We start from the raw sequence: 18,120 nt of genomic DNA, 5'->3' as shown, positions 1-18,120 counted from the left end.
CCCTCCGTTTCCTCAAACCGGATAAACCGGATGTTTTCGGCATGAAAAGACCTGATATTTACTTTCATATAAGCTAAATCTAGTGATTAATTGACTCCTTAAATCATTAGGTTCAACAATATCATCAATGATCATTTCTGAGGCGAGGCGATAAATATTAATATCTTCCTTGTACTCTTCTCTTTTTTCCATAATGAAGCCTTGACGTTCTTCTTCCGGGAGGGCGGCAATTTTATTGGCATACACAGCATTCACTGCCGCTTCTGGACCCATCACTGCAATCGAGGCAGTCGGCAAGGCAATACAGCAATCTGGTTCAAAGGCTGGACCAGCCATCGCATATAAACCTGCTCCATATGCTTTCCGAACAATAACAGAGATTTTTGGAACGGTTGCTTCACTCATGGCAGCAATCATTTTTGCACCATGCCTGATAATTCCTGCTTGCTCTACTTTAGTGCCAATCATAAAGCCTGGTATATCGGCTAAAAAGAGTAATGGAATATTGAAGGCATCACATAGATTAATGAATTTGGCTGCTTTATCAGCAGAATCATGAAAAAGGACTCCACCCTTTACACGCGGCTGATTGGCAATAATTCCAACCGGTTTACCACCCATTCGGGCAAGGCCAGTAATTAATTCAGGTGCAAACATTTTCTTGATTTCACAAAAGGAATCCTCGTCTATTAATTGATTAATGAGATCATACATATTAAAAGGTGCATTTTGATTCTGAGGGATAAGATCTGCGATTGTTTTGTCTGATACTTGAGGTAGTTTTTCTTCGGTGCCTTTTGTTTTTTCGGCAAAATTGGCCGGGAAGTAGGATAGATATTTCCGGGCATATTCAATTGCCTCTTGTTCACTGCTTACAAGGACATCTCCGCAACCCGATATGGAACAATGCATTTTCGCTCCACCCATTTGTTCCAATGTGACCTTCTCTCCAATAACCATCTCTGCCATCCTTGGAGAACCGAGATACATGGAAGCATTTCCTTCCACCATTACAACGATATCGCAAAATGCTGGAATATAGGCACCACCTGCTGCAGAAGGCCCAAATAATAAACAAATTTGCGGGATTTTCCCGGACAGTTTTACCTGATTATAAAAAATTCTGCCAGCCCCTCGGCGTCCAGGGAACATCTCTACCTGATCGGTTATTCTCGCACCGGCTGAGTCCACTAAATAGAGCATAGGGATTTGAAGCTTATCAGCAGTTTCCTGAATACGAATGATTTTTTCAACCGTCCGTGCTCCCCAGGATCCTGCTTTAATGGTTGAATCATTAGCCATAACAGCAACCGTTTGGCCGTTTATTTTTCCTAATCCCGTTACCACCCCGTCAGCCGGTAAACCTTCCGCAGAATGATTCGCAAACAATCCATCCTCAGCTAAAACGCCTTCATCAAACAATAACTCCAAACGCTCTCGGACGAACAATTTGCCTGCTTCTTTATTTTTTTGATGATACTTCTCTTCTCCGCCTCCTTTAATTTTTTCTATTCGTTCTATAAGGTCGTTTTGAATTGTATTCATGGTCATCTACCTTTCTATTGGGAGTTTATTCACCGGTATATACAGGCTTACGTTTTTCCTTGAATGCCATGAGCCCCTCCATACGATCCTTCGTTGGAATGGTAACCTGATAGCTCATTTCTTCAATTTGGAAACCATGTGCTAAGTCTGTTTCCATACCTCTTTCTATCGCTTTTTTAGCTTCCCTTACTGCGATAGGTGCATTGGCTGCAATTTTCTTTGCGATTGACAGACTCATAGTCTCCAGTTCATCCGGCTTGGCGATTTGATTAACCAGGCCAATTTGCAGTGCCTCAATGGCATCTATCCTGCGAGCGGTGAAAATAAGCTCCTTTGCTTTGCTGATTCCAATTAATCTCGGCAGTCTCTGTGTTCCGCCTGCGCCTGGAATAATTCCCAGAGAGGTTTCTGTGAGCCCCATCCTGGCATGATGGCTGGCCACTCTTATATCACAAGCCAATGCAAGCTCAAGCCCTCCGCCAAATGCTGCCCCATTAATGGAAGCAATGGTCGGCTGCGGCATTTGGTCAATCATGGAAATGGTTTCCTTGATTAATCTGACCGCTTCTCCTACCTGTGCTGGAGTCATATTTAACCGTTCTTTTAGATCAGCACCAGCACAAAAGGCTTTGTCACCACTGCCAGTAATGATTATGCAATGAATAGATGAATTTTCTTTATATAGACGCAGTGTTTGTTGCAATTCTTTTAACAACTCAATAGATAAAGCGTTGGATTTATGAGGATGATCTAATACAATCACCGCTATCCCGTCTTCTCGTATGGATCGGTTGATCATCAGTTGACCCTTCTCCCTTCCTTTTTCTCCTGGATAGCCATTTGTTTGCTCGACAAAGGGATACCCATCTGTTTTTGAATATAATCTGCAGCTTCAGCTAACATTCTTCCATCAATACCCGTACGAATCCCCATCCTCTCAAGCATATAAACTAAGTCATCAGTGGCTACATTTCCTGAGGCTCCGGTTGCATATGGACAGCCGCCTAAACCGCCTAGTGAGGAATCAAAAATTGTATATCCTTTCTTTAAAGCTACTAATATATTTGCCAGCGCCATGCCGCGTGTGTCGTGAAAGTGTAACGCAATACGATCCTTATTAAACCGTTTTGTTACTTCATCCAGTAAAAAATCAACCTGTTTTGGATGGGCAATACCAATTGTATCGCCAAGAGAGATTTCATCTACCCCCATCGCGAACAGCTTATCGCATATATGTAAGACAGCATCAATCTGAACTTCGCCCTCGTACGGACAGCCAAACACTGTCGATACATAAGCTCGTGTTGTTTTTCCTTCCTTTGATGCATCCTCTGCAACCTCCTGAAGAATTGGAAAGGTGTCTGCAATGGATTTATTTATATTTTTTTGATTATGTGCTTCACTCGCTGACATGAAAATAGAGACTTCATCGATATTTGCTAACAGCGCATTTTCCAATCCCTTTCGATTTGGCACTAGAGCCGCATAAGTGACCGTATCCTTGCGCTTGATTTTCCTTGATACCTCCAGCGCATCAGCTAGCTGCGGAATCCATTTAGGAGCAACAAAAGATGTAATTTCAATATAAGAAAGACCCGTTTCGCTCAACAGGTCAATCCATTCTATTTTTTGTTCAGTCGGAGCTATATTCATCTCGTTCTGCAAACCGTCCCGGGGGCCAACTTCTTTTATTTGTACAAGATCAGGTATCTCCAAAAAAGTTCTCTCCCTTCTAGTCAATACGGATTAAAACATCGCCCTCATTTACAAAATCCCCTTCGTTTACGACAACCTCTGTGACGAGTCCGTCTCCTTCAGCGGCTATAGGAATTTCCATTTTCATAGATTCCAAAATGACCATGTCCTGACCGTTTTCAACGGTATCTCCCTCTTTTACTTGTATTTTCCATACATTTCCTGCCATACTTGCTTTGATTTCTTCAGCCATTATTACCTCTCCTATCTGTTTTTCATTTTTTTAAGATTTGCTTCAATAAACCCAGTTGTTGTGTCTCCCGCCTTAAATGCTTCATGCTGGATGACCGTTAAAAGCATGGGTAGATTTGTTTTAATTCCCTGAATTTCATAGCTTTGAAGTGCCTTTGTCATACAGCTTATAGCTTCTTCCCTGCTTGATGCCGACACAATTAGTTTTGCAATCATCGGATCATAAAATGGTGTTACCTTAGAGTTACCACTGATAGCAACCTCATTTCGTACACCTGGACCATTCGGTAATTTCAGATAGGTTATTTGCCCGGGTGATGGTAAGAACGTAACGGGATCCTCCGCATAGACTCTCACTTCAATAGCATGACCCTCTAACCGAATATCATCTTGGGTAAAACGTAAATTCTCCCCATAGGCAATCCTAATTTGCTCCTCAACCATATCAATTCCCGTAATCTCCTCTGTTACCGGATGTTCAACCTGCAGGCGCGTGTTCATTTCAAGGAAATAGAAATTCTTTTGTTCATCCATTAAAAATTCAAAGGTACCTGCATTATAGTAGCCTAAATCGCGTACGGCCTTTAATGCTGTTTCGCCCATTCTTTTCCGTAAACTCTCATCAACAAATGGAGATGGTGCTTCTTCTACCACTTTTTGATTACGGCGCTGAATGGAACATTCACGTTCCCAAAGGTATACAGCATTGCCTTGCTTGTCAGCCAGCACTTGAATTTCAATATGTCTCGGGTTCACAATGACTTTCTCAAGGAACATATCCCCATTGCCAAAAAAACTTTGGGCTCGGTTTTGATTGCCTTCATATGCTTTTATGAGCTCGATTTCATTTGAGACTGACTGCATGCCAATCCCGCCTCCGCCAGCAGAGGCTTTCAGCATTACAGGATATCCGAGTTTCTTAGCTACCCTGACTGCCTCCTCCGCATCAGCAAGCGGGTATGATATTCCAGGCACAACCGGTACACCTGACTTCTCCATGGCCTCCCTTGCCTTTGTCTTTTGTCCCATTAGTTCAATGACATCCGGAGAGGGACCAATGAAAACAATATTTTCTCTTATGCATTCCCTCGCAAACTCACTGTTTTCACTTAAAAATCCGTAACCCGGATGGATAGCTTCCACATCATGCTCTTTCGCAATCTCTAATATTTTCGCGGTATTAACATAGCTTTCATTTACTCTTGAACCACCCAAAAGAAAAGCAAAATCTGCTTCCTTAACAAATGGTGCCTCTTGATCTGCCTCAGAATAAACCGCAACCGTTTCGATATTAAGGCGTTTACAGGTACGGATTATTCTTGAAGCGATTTCCCCTCGATTGGCAATTAATATTTTCTTAAACAATGCTGCTCCTCCTCACGTTCCCAAAATCTGCATGGATTGTTCCCGAAGCTTATATTTTTGAATTTTTCCGGAAGCTGTCATCGGATATTCGTCTATAAATTCGATATAGCGCGGAATTTTATGCCTTGAAATCTTCCCGTGGCAGTAAGTACGGATATCCTCGGCTGTTATGGATGTGCCTTCTTTAGGAATGATCCATGCCATTACTTCTTCACCATATTTGGCATCTGGTACACCAATGACCTGGACATCAAGTACAGAAGGATGCTGGTACAAAAACTCTTCTATTTCTCTTGGATAAATATTTTCGCCACCACGGATAATCATGTCCTTAAGCCTGCCAGTAATAGCGCAATACCCATTTTCATCCATGACAGCCAAATCACCGGTATGAAGCCAGCCATCTTTGGAAATCGCAGCTGCAGTTGCTTCTGGATTTTTGTAATAACCCTCCATGACATGGTAACCGCGTGTGATTAACTCGCCATGCTGCCCCCGAGGCACTTCATTCTCAGTGCCAGGCTCGACGATTTTCACCTCAATATTAGGCATCGATCTGCCAATGGAGCTGACTCGCAATTCAAGCGGATCGTCCGTCCTCGTTTGAGTGATACCAGGTGAAGATTCGGTCTGTCCAAATACAATCGTTATTTCATTGGCCCCCATCTTTTCCACTACACCCTTCATGACTTCAATAGGGCAGGTGGAACCAGCCATTATACCTGTACGCAGAGTGGATAAATCGTATTCTTCAAAGTCCTCCAGATTCATTTCAGCAATGAACATCGTCGGAACACCGTGAAGAGCGGTACATTTTTCTTCTTCAACAACCTGTAAAACACTGCGCGGATTAAACTCCTGCAATGGAATCATGGCTGCACCAACAGAAACGGCTGTTAATGTTCCTAATACACACCCAAAACAATGGAAAAAAGGAACTGGAATACACATACGATCTTCATTTGTCAGCTTCATTCCCTCAGAAATATTGATCGCGTTATTGACGATATTGCGGTGAGTCAGCATGACTCCCTTTGGAAAACCAGTTGTCCCAGACGTATACTGCATATTGATGACATCGCTGTCGTGTAAGGAATCCAGCCTTTCAGCCAATTCCTGCTCTGATGTGTGGGAGGCCATTTTTATCACATCATCCCAGCTGTACGTACCAGGATATCGATTCTCACCGAGCACGATAACATTTTTTAAATAAGGCAGCTTCTCTGATACCAGCTCTCCAGGAGGTGCATCTCTTAATTCCGGTATGACTTCATAAAGTGTTTCAATATAGGAATGATCCTTCACATTTTCCAGTAAAATAAGTGTTTTTGAATCAGACTGCTGCAAAAGGTATTCTAGCTCTTTGGCTCTGTAACTCGTATTTACCGTAACGAGCACCGCCCCCATCTTCCCTGTCGCATATTGGGTAATCAGCCATTCAGGAGTATTAGTCGCCCATATGGCAAGATGATCTCCCTTTTCCATTCCAAGCGACATAAACGCTCGGGCTGCCTCCTTGCAAACTTCATTAAACTGTTTATACGTATACCGAAGACCTCGATCTGCATAAACAACTGCTTCTCGCTCCGCATTCTCTTGAGCTATTTCATCCAAAAGAGCACCCACTGTTTTCTGAACCAAATCCGCCATCTCGTTCCTCCTTATCACTAAAAAAAATATAAGGCTAGCAACCTAGTTGGCGGGATATTACAAGTCGCTGAATTTCTGATGTACCCTCGCCAATCTCCAATAACTTCATATCACGTAAGTAACGCTCCACTTCGTATTCACGCATATATCCATATCCACCATGAATTTGAATCGCCTGATTGCATGTACGGAATCCCATTTCAGAAGCAAATAGCTTGGCATAGGCAGATTCTTTTGTGAAATTCTTTTTTTGATCTTTAAGCCAGGCAGCCTTTAATACCATATTTCTCGCCAGCTCAATTTCCATTGCCATGTCTGCCAGCTTAAATTGAATAGCCTGAAACTTAGAAATGGACTGTCCAAACTGGATTCGTTCCTTACTGTAGGCAAGCGCTTTATCAAATGCTGCCTGAGCAATCCCGACCGCCAAAGCCGCGATTGAAATCCGGCCGCCGTCCAGTGTATATAAAAATTGTTTAAATCCTCCCTCGAGATCTCCAAGGACATTCTCCTTAGGTACCCGAACATGGTCGAGGATTATTTCTGATGTATTCGAAGCTCGAACACCCATTTTGTCGTAATTGCTAGTAATCTTTAGCCCTGGCGTATTAGTTGGTACAAGAAAGGCGGAAATAATATTTTTTCCGGTATTGGTCTTACCAGATACCGCAGTGACCGTAATCGTTTCTGCAAATCCGGCATTTGTAATCCAGCATTTTTCTCCTGTAATTACGTACTCATTTCCTTCTAGCACGGCCTTTGTTCTCGTCCCTCCGGCATCTGATCCGGCATTAGGCTCTGTTAATCCAAATGATGCTAAGGCCTTACCACTTGCCAATGGAGTTAAGTACTGTTGCTTTTGCTCCTCTGTTCCAAAATAATAAATCGGACTCGATCCAAGTGATACGGCAGCTGCATAGCTCAAGCCCGTACCTCCGCAGGCTCTTCCAATTTCCTCTACTGCAAGCGCATAAGAGATCGTATCTCCACCAGAGCCTCCGTATTCTTCTGGAAAGGGAATTCCGAGCAGACCTAATTCACCCATTTTCTTAAATACTTCTTCAGGGAATCTTGACTCCCGGTCTAATTCAATCGCTATTGGCTTAATTTCCTTTTCCGCAAATTCTCTTGCCATATTGCGGACCATCTTTTGCTCCGTGCTCAATTCAAAGTTCATTTTCATCCTCCTACTCTTTTGTGAAAGACCGACTGGTTGGTCTGTTATAGATATGTAAGCGCTTTAATTTATGTGGTAAAAAAATGTGCGTATTTCCTTTTTGCCTCTTCCGTTAATAGAGCATGCATAATAAAGTCAGTAAAATACACAGAAATCTGATCCATCGGCAATGGCCCGTTTCGTTGGTACCATTTTGAGGTCCAGTTCACAATTCCCAAAATGGCCAAACCACTAATTTCAAAAGGAATCTCTTTTCGAAAATCTCCGGAATCCTGACCTTCTTTAATGACTTCGTATATTAATAGCCTGAACTCATCCCGCTTCAGTTTAATAGTTGAATCCAGTTCCGGTTTTAAATATTTACTTTCCTGATAAAAGACTGATATGTGAGATTGGTAGAGATCAAATACTTTCGTAAACGAGTAAATAATCTGCTGAAGTTTCTCTGGTGGAGTTTGATAATGGTGGATAGCCTCTTTGGCTTTACGCAAGACATAGGAGATAAATGTGTCGTGTATAGAGAAAAGCAATTCATCCTTTGATTGAAAATGGTGATAAAAACCACCCTTTGAAGTATCACTGGCCTGAACAATATCATTTACTGAAACACCATGAAAGCCATGCTTTTCAAACAGCTTAACAGATGTATCCAGAATGCGATCCTTTAATTCCGTTTTCTTCACCCCTCTCCATGTTCATTTATTATGATTTAGATTCTAACTTAAACTTCTTGAAATTGTCAAATTATTTTATTTATTCAAATATTTAGGTTTTGATTGGATAGTTAAAAATGAATGTGAAATCTACTTTGAGTGTAGTTCTTAAATTAATTAATTAAATCGAAATATGTAGCACCATTAAATAGATTCTAAGAAAGTTAAAACTCGCTAATCAGATAGCGAGTCTTTTTTATATTGATTATACTTATTTTTCCTAATCTAATCCTACTAGTTACCTATCATAATAATCTTCAGTTGATATTTTATTAATTGACGAATTTCCCGCCTTTTCCGGCTGCCTCCCAGTAATCATTACGAAGGACTACCTTTTGTATTTTCCCAGAAGCTGTCTTTGGTAGTTCGCTTACAAAGGTTGCTCCTGTTATCGCTTTAAAATGAGCTAACCTCTCTCTTGTAAATGCTATTAATTCCTCTTCAGTCACGTTTCGTCCCTCTCTTTGAACAATAAAGGCATGCGGAGTTTCTCCCCACTTTTCATGAGGAACAGCAATCACCGCTGCTTCTAATACATCGGGGTGGTCATATAACACTCCCTCAACCTCGATGGAAGAAATATTTTCTCCGCCGCTTATGATAACGTCTTTCTTCCTATCGACAATATCAATATGTCCATATTCATCTACAGTAGCCATATCTCCCGTATGAAGCCATCCGTTTTTAATCGCCTCCATCGTTGCCTCTTCATTCTTCCAGTATCCTAACATGACTCCATTACTTCTTGTAATGACTTCCCCAATCTCTTTACCGTTATGCTCGACTTCTTCGCCATGCTCAGTCACAACTTTAACTTCACAGCCAACCATCGATATCCCCGCCTTCGATTTAATTCGGTATTGTTCCTCAGTAGATAATTCCTTTAATTCTGAGCGAACAACTGAAATCAAGCTTAAAGGAGAAGATTCAGTCATTCCATATACTTGTATGAAATCCCAGCCCAGCTCTTTTTCCACTCGTCTAACAAAGGCTGGCGGTGGTGCCGAACCGGCAATGACAACTCGAACTGCTTGTTCAATATTTGAGCTATTCTGGTCGTAATATTGCAGGAGTGCATTTAACACGGTTGGAGCCATATGCATAACGTTTACTTTATGTTTTTCGAGGGCAGAAAAAATCATCTCAGGCGTCGTTTTTCGAGAGCAGACCTGAGTAACACCGTTAGCCGTATAATAAAACGGAGAACCCCAACCATTTACATGAAACATCGGTAAGACATGAAGTAACACATCTTCATCCGTTATGCGAAGATGATGCATAGTACTTAACGCATGAATATAGTTATTCCGATGAGTCAGCATGACTCCCTTTGGATTCCCGGTTGTTCCACTTGTATAAAGAAGGCTGGATACATCATCTTCTTCTAAAGGAAATCTCTCAAATGCCTCGTCACTTTGCTCTTCCAACCAAACATCATATCCTACCTCTTCTGTCTCTGAATCTTTATAATGAACAATAATTTTTTCAATCGTCTTTAGCTTATCTTTAATTGGCAAAATCAAATGGTAAAGGTCTTGATCAACGAATAAGATTTTCGATTCACTATGGTTTAAAATAAATTGATAATCATCTGGCTTTAATCGACTATTAAGTGGTACCATCACACCACCCAATTGGAAAATCCCATAAAAGCCCTCCAGCATTTCAACAGAGTTTGGCGCTAAGTAGGCAATACGATCCCCTTTTTGAACCCCAAAATTCTTTAAACCGTGAGATAACCGATTAACTCTTTCATTTAGTTCATGATATGTAAATACCCTATCTTCACATATGATAGCCTGCTTGTCCCCATACAAGCTTACGGCCCTGTCTAAGAATTGCGTAAGTATTAATGGTATGTTCATTTACTGTATCCCCCTTTTCCAAAATCAAAATATTCCGAATTAATTAGGCATAACATATTCACTGGACTTGCAGCAGTATATTCTTTCCAAGTGATGGGAGGAATCAATTTTACTTCTGATATTCACACGGAACATCAATCTCTTAAAATCTCTTCCCGCTAAAACACTCAACTATCTCCCAAATAATTAATTCGACAAGCAAGAACTATATTTCCTGCAATAATAATGAAAAAGAAATATAAAAAAGCAATCCGAAGAATGCTTGAATGAATAATCCGTTATTGTTTGCGGTCTATATGAAAAAATAGAAACTATCTTACTTTGATTAAATTTAGAAATTCAGACTAGTAAATTGACAGGGTGGGGGTCGCTGGTTCGAACCCAGTCGGGATCATACTTATAGTCGTAGCAAGGTTTGAATCAACTTTCTCATAACCTAAAATGTTATGGTCGTAGCAAAACCTGTTACGATACTCAACGACCACTTCACAAAATCATGTGAGGTGGTATTTTCTATGTTACTAAAGTTTGTTATCCAAGATTTTTATGAAGACAGAGAGTTTAAAAATGTAACTCCACAGACTATGGAAACTTACAAGTTAATCCTCAACGAAATGTTACGCTTTTTCAACGAGAATGAAGTTCTTATTGTTGAAGATGTCTCCCCTTCTCATGTTAAACAATACATAATTCACTGTAAGGACAAGGGTAATAAGCCTACTACCACAAACACTAAGTTACATCGTACAAGAGCCTTCTTTAATAATATGGTTGAATGTGAAGTAATTAAAAAGAGCCCTGCCACCAAAGTACCCAAAGCCAAAGAAGATATCCGAATAGATGTATTTACGGATTATCACATTAAACAACTGCTCCATTACTATAGAAGGATTAATAGAAAAAAGCCCTTTGTTGCCTATCGAGATCATACAAACATTATTGTTTTAATTGGTACAGGCATCAGGTTATCTGAACTTACTACACTAAAATGGACTGATTTAGACATAGGTAATCAAACCCTTTCTTTATTCGGTAAAAACCGTAAGCGCGAATCTATTCCTGTGACAGAGAAGGTTATTCACGAATTGTCTTCCTACCACCTATACTGTGAACAAGTATTTGGCCGTGAGTATTTAAGTGATTATATCTTTACTAATCGTTACAACTAAGAATTCACACCCGATGCCTTAAAAAATGTATTTAAACGGTTAGCACGAATTATGAATTTTAAAGATGTCAGATTATCAGCCCATACTTTCCGACACACCTTCTGTCAACGATGCATCCATTCTGGAATGAGTACATTTGCTATCCAAAAACTAATGAGACATTCCTCAATAGCCGTAACCGAAAAATACGCTGCCATGTGGGGAAATGATTTAAAAGAACAAAACGACAAGTATAATCCATTAAATACATTGGAGGTATAATCAACACTCTTTAGATAGACTTTATGGTCTATCTTTTTTATGGTATACAAATAGAAAATTGCTGTATCCCTTGATATGAATGACTTTTCGGTTAAGGCTGGGAATTTTCTATTATAGGTAAAGATACATCTAATCATTTAGAAAAGGCAATTCTGTATAATTAGAAACCACTAATATCAAGCGTTACAACAACGTTAGTTAAATAAGATGGGAATTTTGTATTACAAGAAGATATATGCTCAATCAACCTACTACTTTAGTAAAATAGATTTCAAAACTAGCTCTCCTTTCACTTTGTTTGTGAATATTCTAACATAAGTGAATCTTAAATATTATTAGATTATTCTTCCGCATCAAGGCCGATATGCTATAGTTTTTACACTACAGGATAGTATTCATTTCCAATTTAATTCTTAGATAATTTTATAAAAGTTCATTTTTTCTGATTTTTGGGTAGTCTATTTTTAGTAGTGAGTAGTGATTTTTAGCTTATTGTAGGAATGTTAATTGACTTTTGTAGTTTTTAAGGAGCTTTTAATATTTAGGAGGGAAAGTATGCTAGCAACGTTAATAATTTTTGTATGTTATTTGTCTATAGCTTGATAACTTATAATTTCAGTTCTTATGTATCTCTATTATTAAATTTTATAATACTATTAATAGGACTACTAAAAAAGATCAGAAAAATTCCGGAAGATATATAAGGATTATTTTTTCGTTGGTTGTTTCTATTCTGATTATACGTAAATAAAAATTTATTAAATTTCTAATAAAAAAGAAGCTATTAATTGAACAAAATAGCTTCTATTCACAAAATTTGTATAACCTTTAAATAGCATTTATTGATGGTGATTAAATTATTGTAGCTCCACCATCAATCACTAATTCAGTACCTGTTAAATAACTTGCTTCATCTGATGCAAGGAATAATACTCCCTGTGCCACTTCAATTGGTTCAGATGGACGGCCTAATGGAATAATGGATGTAATATGTTCAGAAGCTTTTTCATCTTCTAATGTACCTTTCATCATTGGTGTATTAATAAAGCCGGGATGAACCGAATTCACTCGAATATTAAATTTACCATAACTTGCAGCAACATTTTTTGTCATCGAACGGATTGCACCTTTTGTTGCAGTATAAGCAGTTGGACCTGCTGTACCAATCATTGCAGCTATAGATGATATGTTAACAATGGAACCGCTCCCAACTTTTTTCATAATAGGTAGGACGTACTTCATACCTAAAAAAGTACTTTTAAGATTGATATTTATTACCATGTCCCATTCATCCAATTCAGTTGTTTCTGGTGTACCAAATTGATTTTTACCACCGATCCCTGCATTGTTTATTAAAATATCTACCTTACCATAAGTAGCTACTGCTTGTTCAACAACAAATTCCCATTCTTCAGAAGAAGCTACATTATGCTTTATTGCATAGGCGTCTCCGCCATTACGAATAATTTCATTTACAACCTCTTCTAATTTTTCATATTGTACGTCAGTTGCAACTACTTTTGCTCCTTCTTTAGCAAATAGTTTTGCCTCTTCTGCACCCATTCCGCTTGCAGCTCCAGTAATAATAGCTACTTTATTTTGTAATCTCATTTCAAATCCTCCTTTATGACAAAAGAATATAATGTCAATGTCATAATAATTTAATTTGTGAAAATTTTAGTACATTTTTATTATAAATGAATTGTTATTTTAAATATATTTAATTATATTTAAGTTAACTTAGTTATTTTTTAAGTATATAAGGGGTGAATATATTGAACTTAGAACAACTAGCAAACATTGTAGAAATATCTAAAACAAAGTCTTTAACATTAGCGGCAAATAATCGAAATATCACTTTACCAACATTAAGCCAATCTTTATCACAATTTGAGAAGGAAATTAATATCAAATTATTTAAAAGGTCTCGATCTGGTACAATTCCTACTAAAGAGGGACAATTAATAATTAATAAAGCTAGGGAAATAATTTTAAAAATTGAGATTCTAAATGAAACCATCCAAATAATCAAGAATGAACTTAATGGAACCATAAGATTCGGTTCATTACCCGGTTTTATGCCCTTAATAATTGACTCCTTCTCAGATTTTAAAAAAACTTATCCTCTAATAAAATCCAACCTATTCGAAGGAAGTACAACACAAATATATGAGAAACTGTTAAATCAAGATATCGACATTGCTCTTTTAGCATTTGATGATAAAGATCAATTAGAAAAAAAGGAATATTACTTTGAAAAAGTAACTTCTTGTAAAACTGTGATTGCGGTAAATCATACATCTCCACTTGCCAAAAAGATATCAGTCACACTTTCAGATATTAGTGACTATCCAATAGCAATTCATGATGATTATAAAATAATGGATATTTTATCTAGTGATAATAATTTTGATAAGATAGATATTGCTTTAAGAACAAATAATTTAGATTCAATCCGTAAAAGTCTTTCAAATAATACTGCTATTACCATAGGCTTAAATTATAGTTTCATAACTGATCCTTATTTTATTCAACAAGAGGATATTGTTCTCATTGATTTAATAGTACCTTTTCCACAAAACCAATTTATTGGTTTTGTGAGGTTAAATAATACTAACTATTCAGAAATAACACGTGTTATGGTGGAATTTGCAAAAAAACAATTTAATAAATATATTGACATTTAAATTAGCAAACTTAAAAAATCATACTTATGACTTTTTTAAAAATATTGGAATGAAAAATAACCCAGTAATCATGTTTAGAACCGCCAATTCCCCTACATTAATTATGGTAGCTTTAATGCAAGAGCCTTTCATTTACCTAAAGGAAGAAAGTTATTAATGACATACATCAAAAACGAAGAGTTAAAAAATTAGAAGTAGCTAAGATTAAGACGGGGCATAATGGGACAAAATTGGACATAACCGCCACTAAGTTCTGAAGCCTCTCTTAAGGATGCTGGTATTTAAAAAATCTGAAATAGAAAAAGAAGTGCAATAAAACAATATTGTAAATTATAGAAAATCCGCTTTCTAAAGGAAAACGGATTTTTTCTAACCTTATGAAAGGTTGCACTTCATGGAAGTAGCTGCCAATAGGTTTTATTTGCTAATTCAATGCTCTTAGTTGGATAGTTATTTTATCAAAGTCATATTGGGTCTAAATTTATTCCACAAAGTGAACATTTACTTCACCAATTTGTGTAAACTTGGCTGTAAACTGATCTCCTTTTTCTACTACTACCGCTGCGGATAAGGCACCTGATAAAATAACCTCCCCGGCTTTAAGTGTGACACCATATTCCGATAATTTATTCGCTAACCAAGCAACACATAGAGCCGGATCTCCTAAAACATCCATCCCTTTTCCTTCATTAATCACTTGGTTATTTTTTAAAAGTTGCATATGAATGCTAATTAAATTTACGTCACTTATGTGAACTTTATTTGATCCAAGAACATAAAGTCCACAAGAGGCATTGTCGGCAACCGTATCTTCAAGTTTTATTTTCCAATCTTTAATACGGCTATCAACAACTTCAAGGGCAGGTACAACATAATCTGTTGCCCGTAGAACATCATCTACAGTAACATTTGGGCCAACTAAATCTTCCTTAAGTACAAATGCAATTTCGCCTTCAATTTTTGGTTGAAATAATTGACTTAGGGAAATTTCTGCCCCCTCTTCTACATACATCGACTCTAAAAGATGTCCATAGTCCGGTTGATCTACACCTAAGAGATTTTGCATTGCAAATGATGTTAAACCAATTTTTTTGCCTGTGATACGATCACCTAGCATTGTTGCAATTTTAATTCGTTTGACTTGAATGGCATAGGCATCATCAATAGTCATTGTCGGCTCTTGTATTGTAAGTGGTATAATTGATTGATGTTTTTCATGTGCTTTATCAAGCAGTTGAATTACATTAGATATTAATTGCTCTGTTACCATAACTCCCCTCCTCTAAAGATTAAATTCTAGTTAAACTTCTTGATTGGCTAGGCTGCAGCCAGTGAATTTTTACATTTCCCTTTTTTACCTTATTGAACGAATCCATAATTCGTATATTACCATGTTCGTTGACAGAAACAGTTGACTTGATTTTATACTGACCGTACTCCAACACAACCTCATAAATCCCCTCATTAGGAAGCATCTTCGGCTCCATAGGTTTGAATTGATTTCCATCCCAAAGCATTTTAACGGTATAGTGCTTTCCAAGAAAATGAGGAATCTCATGCACATCGGTCGATAGTAATCGTTGTCGAATTGCTGTTGAACTAATTTTTTCACCTAAATAGTCTACACGTTGTACCTCGGTTACAGTAATTTGATATTTTGAATCATTGGGAATATGTTTAAGTTTTCCTACACCTTTAGATCCATAAGAGAAATCAAAACCTGCAATCACATGTGTTACACCAAGATTTAGTAAATAGGCATCAACAAATTGTTTGGGTGACAGTGCTGCAAAATCAAGTGTAAAATCGACAAGATAAAATATGTCCACACCTAAACGATTAAGCATCATTTCTTTTTCAGAAAGTGTCGTTAAATGAGAAATACATCGCTTCCCGCCAGACAAGATATTGATAGGATGTGGTCTAAAACTCATTAGTGCTAATGGAAATCCACGATTATTTGCTTCTTTACGGGCAATTTGTATGACACGCTGGTGTCCCAGATGGACACCATCAAAATAGCCAAGTGCCATAACACAAGGAGTTACCTTAGTATAAATTCCCTGTAAATTTAGAGCATTAATTAAAATCGTTTTCATTAGCATAACTCCTTCTATCATCCTAGTTAGAGATTCCTATTTCCCTTATACTTCAACTAATTCCTCGAGGCTGCGATATTTTCCATTGAAAAATAATAATGGATCACCATCTTCAACCGTAATGTTAGTTACTTTACCAATGAATAATGTGTGGTCACCTTCAACATGTTCAGCAGAAACTTCACAAGCAACTTGCACAATAGCCCCAGGAATAACAGGTACATCTGTTAAACGATTAAATGTTACCTCCTGATCTTTAATTTGACCTGCAAATACTTTAGAAATTTCTTCCTGATTAGAACTTAAAATATTGACTGAAAACTTTTTGGCTTGTTGGATTTTAGGAAGCATACGTGCGTTTTCTTTAATCGAAATCACTACTAATTTTGGATTAAGTGAAACGGACATAAAAGCATTCGCTGTCATTCCATGTGTTACATCCTCTAGGTCTGTTAAAATGACTGTCACACCAGTTGCAAATTTACCCATTGCACTTCTAAATAAACGATCATCCATTTTTAAACCTCCCCTAATGATTTAACTTTTATAGATTTACTGGATAGCCTATTTTTCGTATTTAAACATAAAGGATCTTCAAAACTTGCTTAAAAATAATTTTCAAGCCTTTACTGTTCCACTTTTCAACTCCGCAGCAACCTCTAAAATCATATCCTCTTGACCACCAACTGCTTTACGTTTACCGATCTCTATGAGAATATCACGTGCATCTACACCAAATCTTTCTGCAGCTCTTTGCGCATGTAATAAGAAGCTTGAATAAATACCCGCATACCCCAATACTAAGCTACCGCGTGTAATTTCTTGAGGTGTTGGCAGAATTGGCGCTACAATTTCTTCAGCTACATCCATTATTTTATATAAATCAATTCCTGTAACAATATTCATTTTATCCAATATGCTTACTAGGACTTCGGTTTGTGTATTACCAGCACCAGCACCTAAACAACGGATACTGCCATCTATACGATCAGCTCCATGTTCAATAGCAGTTAATGAATTTGCCACAGCCAGTGACAAATTATTATGTGCATGAAAACCTAGAGGAACGTTTATTTCTTGTTTCAATGCTTTTATTCGATCCGCTACCTGAATTGGAAGTAGAGCACCTGCAGAATCTACAATATAAATGACATCTGCTCCACCATTTTCCATAATTTTTGCTTGCTCTACAATTTTACTTGGTTCAGCCATATGGGACATCATTAGAAAACCAACTGTTTCTAGACCCAGCTCCTTCGCTAAGCTTAGATGCTGTAATGAAACGTCTGCCTCCGTGACATGTGTAGCGACGCGAACCATAGAAACACCTAAATCTCCTGCAAGTCTAATATCAGGCTTCGTTGCAATTCCTGGTAAGGAAAGTACAGCAATTTTTGAATTTCCGGCAGTTTCTACAGCAGCCTCGATGAGCTTAAACTCATCCGTATGTGAATGGCCGTACTGAACCGTCGATCCCCCAAGACCATCTCCATGAGCAACCTCGATATATGGTACGTTTGCTGAATCTAAGCCAGCAACAACTTTCCTAACCTGTTCAACTGTAAATTGATGACGGACCGCATGACTGCCATCTCGTAAAGCTACTTCTGTTATGATAATATCGCGTTTCATCGTATTCCTC

The 18,120-nt window shown here is 38.0% G+C and carries 15 protein-coding genes and 1 pseudogene; 2 read left to right on the top strand and 14 right to left on the bottom strand.

Features of this window, described 5'->3' with window-relative positions; all coding sequences use genetic code 11:
• Positions 1 to 12: 12 nt before the first annotated feature.
• From F7984_RS08760 to F7984_RS08720, 9 genes are all read right to left on the bottom strand, one after another.
• Positions 13 to 1,545: an acyl-CoA carboxylase subunit beta gene (locus tag F7984_RS08760; protein WP_140461407.1), complete on the bottom strand. Its 1,533-nt coding sequence runs from the start codon at positions 1,543 to 1,545 to the stop codon at positions 13 to 15.
• Between the two features lie 25 nt (positions 1,546 to 1,570).
• The gene (locus tag F7984_RS08755) at positions 1,571 to 2,344 is read right to left on the bottom strand and encodes an enoyl-CoA hydratase (protein ID WP_139891591.1); all 774 of its coding nucleotides are present in this window, start codon (positions 2,342 to 2,344) and stop codon (positions 1,571 to 1,573) included.
• Positions 2,344 to 3,261 (bottom strand): hydroxymethylglutaryl-CoA lyase, encoded by a 918-nt coding sequence (locus F7984_RS08750; protein ID WP_140461406.1) that lies wholly within the window; start codon positions 3,259 to 3,261, stop codon positions 2,344 to 2,346. Before F7984_RS08750 ends, F7984_RS08755 begins: the two co-directional genes overlap by 1 nt.
• A gap of 16 nt (positions 3,262 to 3,277) precedes the next feature.
• The gene (locus F7984_RS08745; RefSeq protein ID WP_066104050.1) at positions 3,278 to 3,493 is read right to left on the bottom strand and encodes an acetyl-CoA carboxylase biotin carboxyl carrier protein subunit; all 216 of its coding nucleotides are present in this window, start codon (positions 3,491 to 3,493) and stop codon (positions 3,278 to 3,280) included.
• A gap of 11 nt (positions 3,494 to 3,504) precedes the next feature.
• On the bottom strand, positions 3,505 to 4,857 hold the full coding sequence (locus F7984_RS08740) for an acetyl-CoA carboxylase biotin carboxylase subunit (protein WP_140461405.1): 1,353 nt from the start codon (positions 4,855 to 4,857) through the stop codon (positions 3,505 to 3,507).
• Positions 4,858 to 4,869: 12 nt separating this feature from the next.
• A complete protein-coding gene (locus F7984_RS08735; RefSeq protein ID WP_140461668.1) occupies positions 4,870 to 6,498 on the bottom strand; it encodes an AMP-binding protein in 1,629 nt (542 codons plus the stop codon).
• Positions 6,499 to 6,541: 43 nt separating this feature from the next.
• A complete protein-coding gene (locus F7984_RS08730) occupies positions 6,542 to 7,684 on the bottom strand; it encodes an acyl-CoA dehydrogenase family protein (protein ID WP_140461404.1) in 1,143 nt (380 codons plus the stop codon).
• Between the two features lie 68 nt (positions 7,685 to 7,752).
• Complete coding sequence (locus F7984_RS08725) at positions 7,753 to 8,367, bottom strand: TetR/AcrR family transcriptional regulator (protein WP_139891595.1); 615 nt, start codon at positions 8,365 to 8,367, stop codon at positions 7,753 to 7,755.
• Positions 8,368 to 8,669: 302 nt separating this feature from the next.
• Positions 8,670 to 10,262 carry a long-chain-fatty-acid--CoA ligase gene (locus tag F7984_RS08720; RefSeq protein WP_140461403.1) on the bottom strand — a complete coding sequence of 531 codons (1,593 nt, stop codon included), beginning with the start codon at positions 10,260 to 10,262 and terminating at the stop codon, positions 8,670 to 8,672.
• Between the two features lie 446 nt (positions 10,263 to 10,708).
• On the opposite strand from F7984_RS08720, the pseudogene F7984_RS08715 reads away from it, so the two are divergent.
• Positions 10,709 to 11,692, top strand: a pseudogene (locus F7984_RS08715) (tyrosine-type recombinase/integrase).
• 852 nt (positions 11,693 to 12,544) lie between these two features.
• Here the strand turns inward: F7984_RS08715 and F7984_RS08710 are convergent.
• Positions 12,545 to 13,303, bottom strand: coding sequence for an SDR family NAD(P)-dependent oxidoreductase (locus tag F7984_RS08710; protein ID WP_140461402.1), 759 nt, complete (start codon positions 13,301 to 13,303; stop codon positions 12,545 to 12,547).
• A gap of 164 nt (positions 13,304 to 13,467) precedes the next feature.
• Here F7984_RS08710 and F7984_RS08705 point away from each other — a divergent pair, with 164 nt between their 5' ends.
• Positions 13,468 to 14,379, top strand: coding sequence for a LysR family transcriptional regulator (locus F7984_RS08705; RefSeq protein WP_181161994.1), 912 nt, complete (start codon positions 13,468 to 13,470; stop codon positions 14,377 to 14,379).
• Between the two features lie 481 nt (positions 14,380 to 14,860).
• Here F7984_RS08705 and F7984_RS08700 read toward each other — a convergent pair whose 3' ends face one another.
• The 4 genes from F7984_RS08700 to dmpG form a co-directional block, all read right to left on the bottom strand.
• A complete protein-coding gene (locus tag F7984_RS08700; protein ID WP_066104072.1) occupies positions 14,861 to 15,649 on the bottom strand; it encodes a 2-keto-4-pentenoate hydratase in 789 nt (262 codons plus the stop codon).
• Positions 15,650 to 15,668: 19 nt separating this feature from the next.
• Positions 15,669 to 16,478: an FAD synthase gene (locus F7984_RS08695; RefSeq protein WP_140461400.1), complete on the bottom strand. Its 810-nt coding sequence runs from the start codon at positions 16,476 to 16,478 to the stop codon at positions 15,669 to 15,671.
• 45 nt (positions 16,479 to 16,523) lie between these two features.
• On the bottom strand, positions 16,524 to 16,994 hold the full coding sequence (locus tag F7984_RS08690) for a flavin reductase family protein (protein ID WP_066104078.1): 471 nt from the start codon (positions 16,992 to 16,994) through the stop codon (positions 16,524 to 16,526).
• Positions 16,995 to 17,096: 102 nt separating this feature from the next.
• Complete coding sequence (dmpG, locus tag F7984_RS08685; RefSeq protein ID WP_140461399.1) at positions 17,097 to 18,110, bottom strand: 4-hydroxy-2-oxovalerate aldolase; 1,014 nt, start codon at positions 18,108 to 18,110, stop codon at positions 17,097 to 17,099.
• Between the last annotated feature and the right edge of the window lie 10 nt (positions 18,111 to 18,120).

This window comes from Pradoshia sp. D12 (genome assembly GCF_008935075.1).
Taxonomy (GTDB): Bacteria; Bacillota; Bacilli; order Bacillales; family Pradoshiaceae; genus Pradoshia.
This window is presented reverse-complemented; position numbering and strand designations above follow the sequence as displayed.

Coding starts and splice junctions, on each gene's coding strand:
- F7984_RS08760 (WP_140461407.1), bottom strand. CDS start 1,545: ATGAATACAATTCAAAACGACCTTATAGAACGAATAGAAAAAATTAAA.
- F7984_RS08755 (WP_139891591.1), bottom strand. CDS start 2,344: ATGATCAACCGATCCATACGAGAAGACGGGATAGCGGTGATTGTATTA.
- F7984_RS08745 (WP_066104050.1), bottom strand. CDS start 3,493: ATGGCTGAAGAAATCAAAGCAAGTATGGCAGGAAATGTATGGAAAATA.
- F7984_RS08730 (WP_140461404.1), bottom strand. CDS start 7,684: ATGAACTTTGAATTGAGCACGGAGCAAAAGATGGTCCGCAATATGGCA.
- F7984_RS08720 (WP_140461403.1), bottom strand. CDS start 10,262: ATGAACATACCATTAATACTTACGCAATTCTTAGACAGGGCCGTAAGC.
- F7984_RS08710 (WP_140461402.1), bottom strand. CDS start 13,303: ATGAGATTACAAAATAAAGTAGCTATTATTACTGGAGCTGCAAGCGGA.
- F7984_RS08700 (WP_066104072.1), bottom strand. CDS start 15,649: ATGGTAACAGAGCAATTAATATCTAATGTAATTCAACTGCTTGATAAA.
- F7984_RS08695 (WP_140461400.1), bottom strand. CDS start 16,478: ATGAAAACGATTTTAATTAATGCTCTAAATTTACAGGGAATTTATACT.
- F7984_RS08690 (WP_066104078.1), bottom strand. CDS start 16,994: ATGGATGATCGTTTATTTAGAAGTGCAATGGGTAAATTTGCAACTGGT.
- dmpG (WP_140461399.1), bottom strand. CDS start 18,110: ATGAAACGCGATATTATCATAACAGAAGTAGCTTTACGAGATGGCAGT.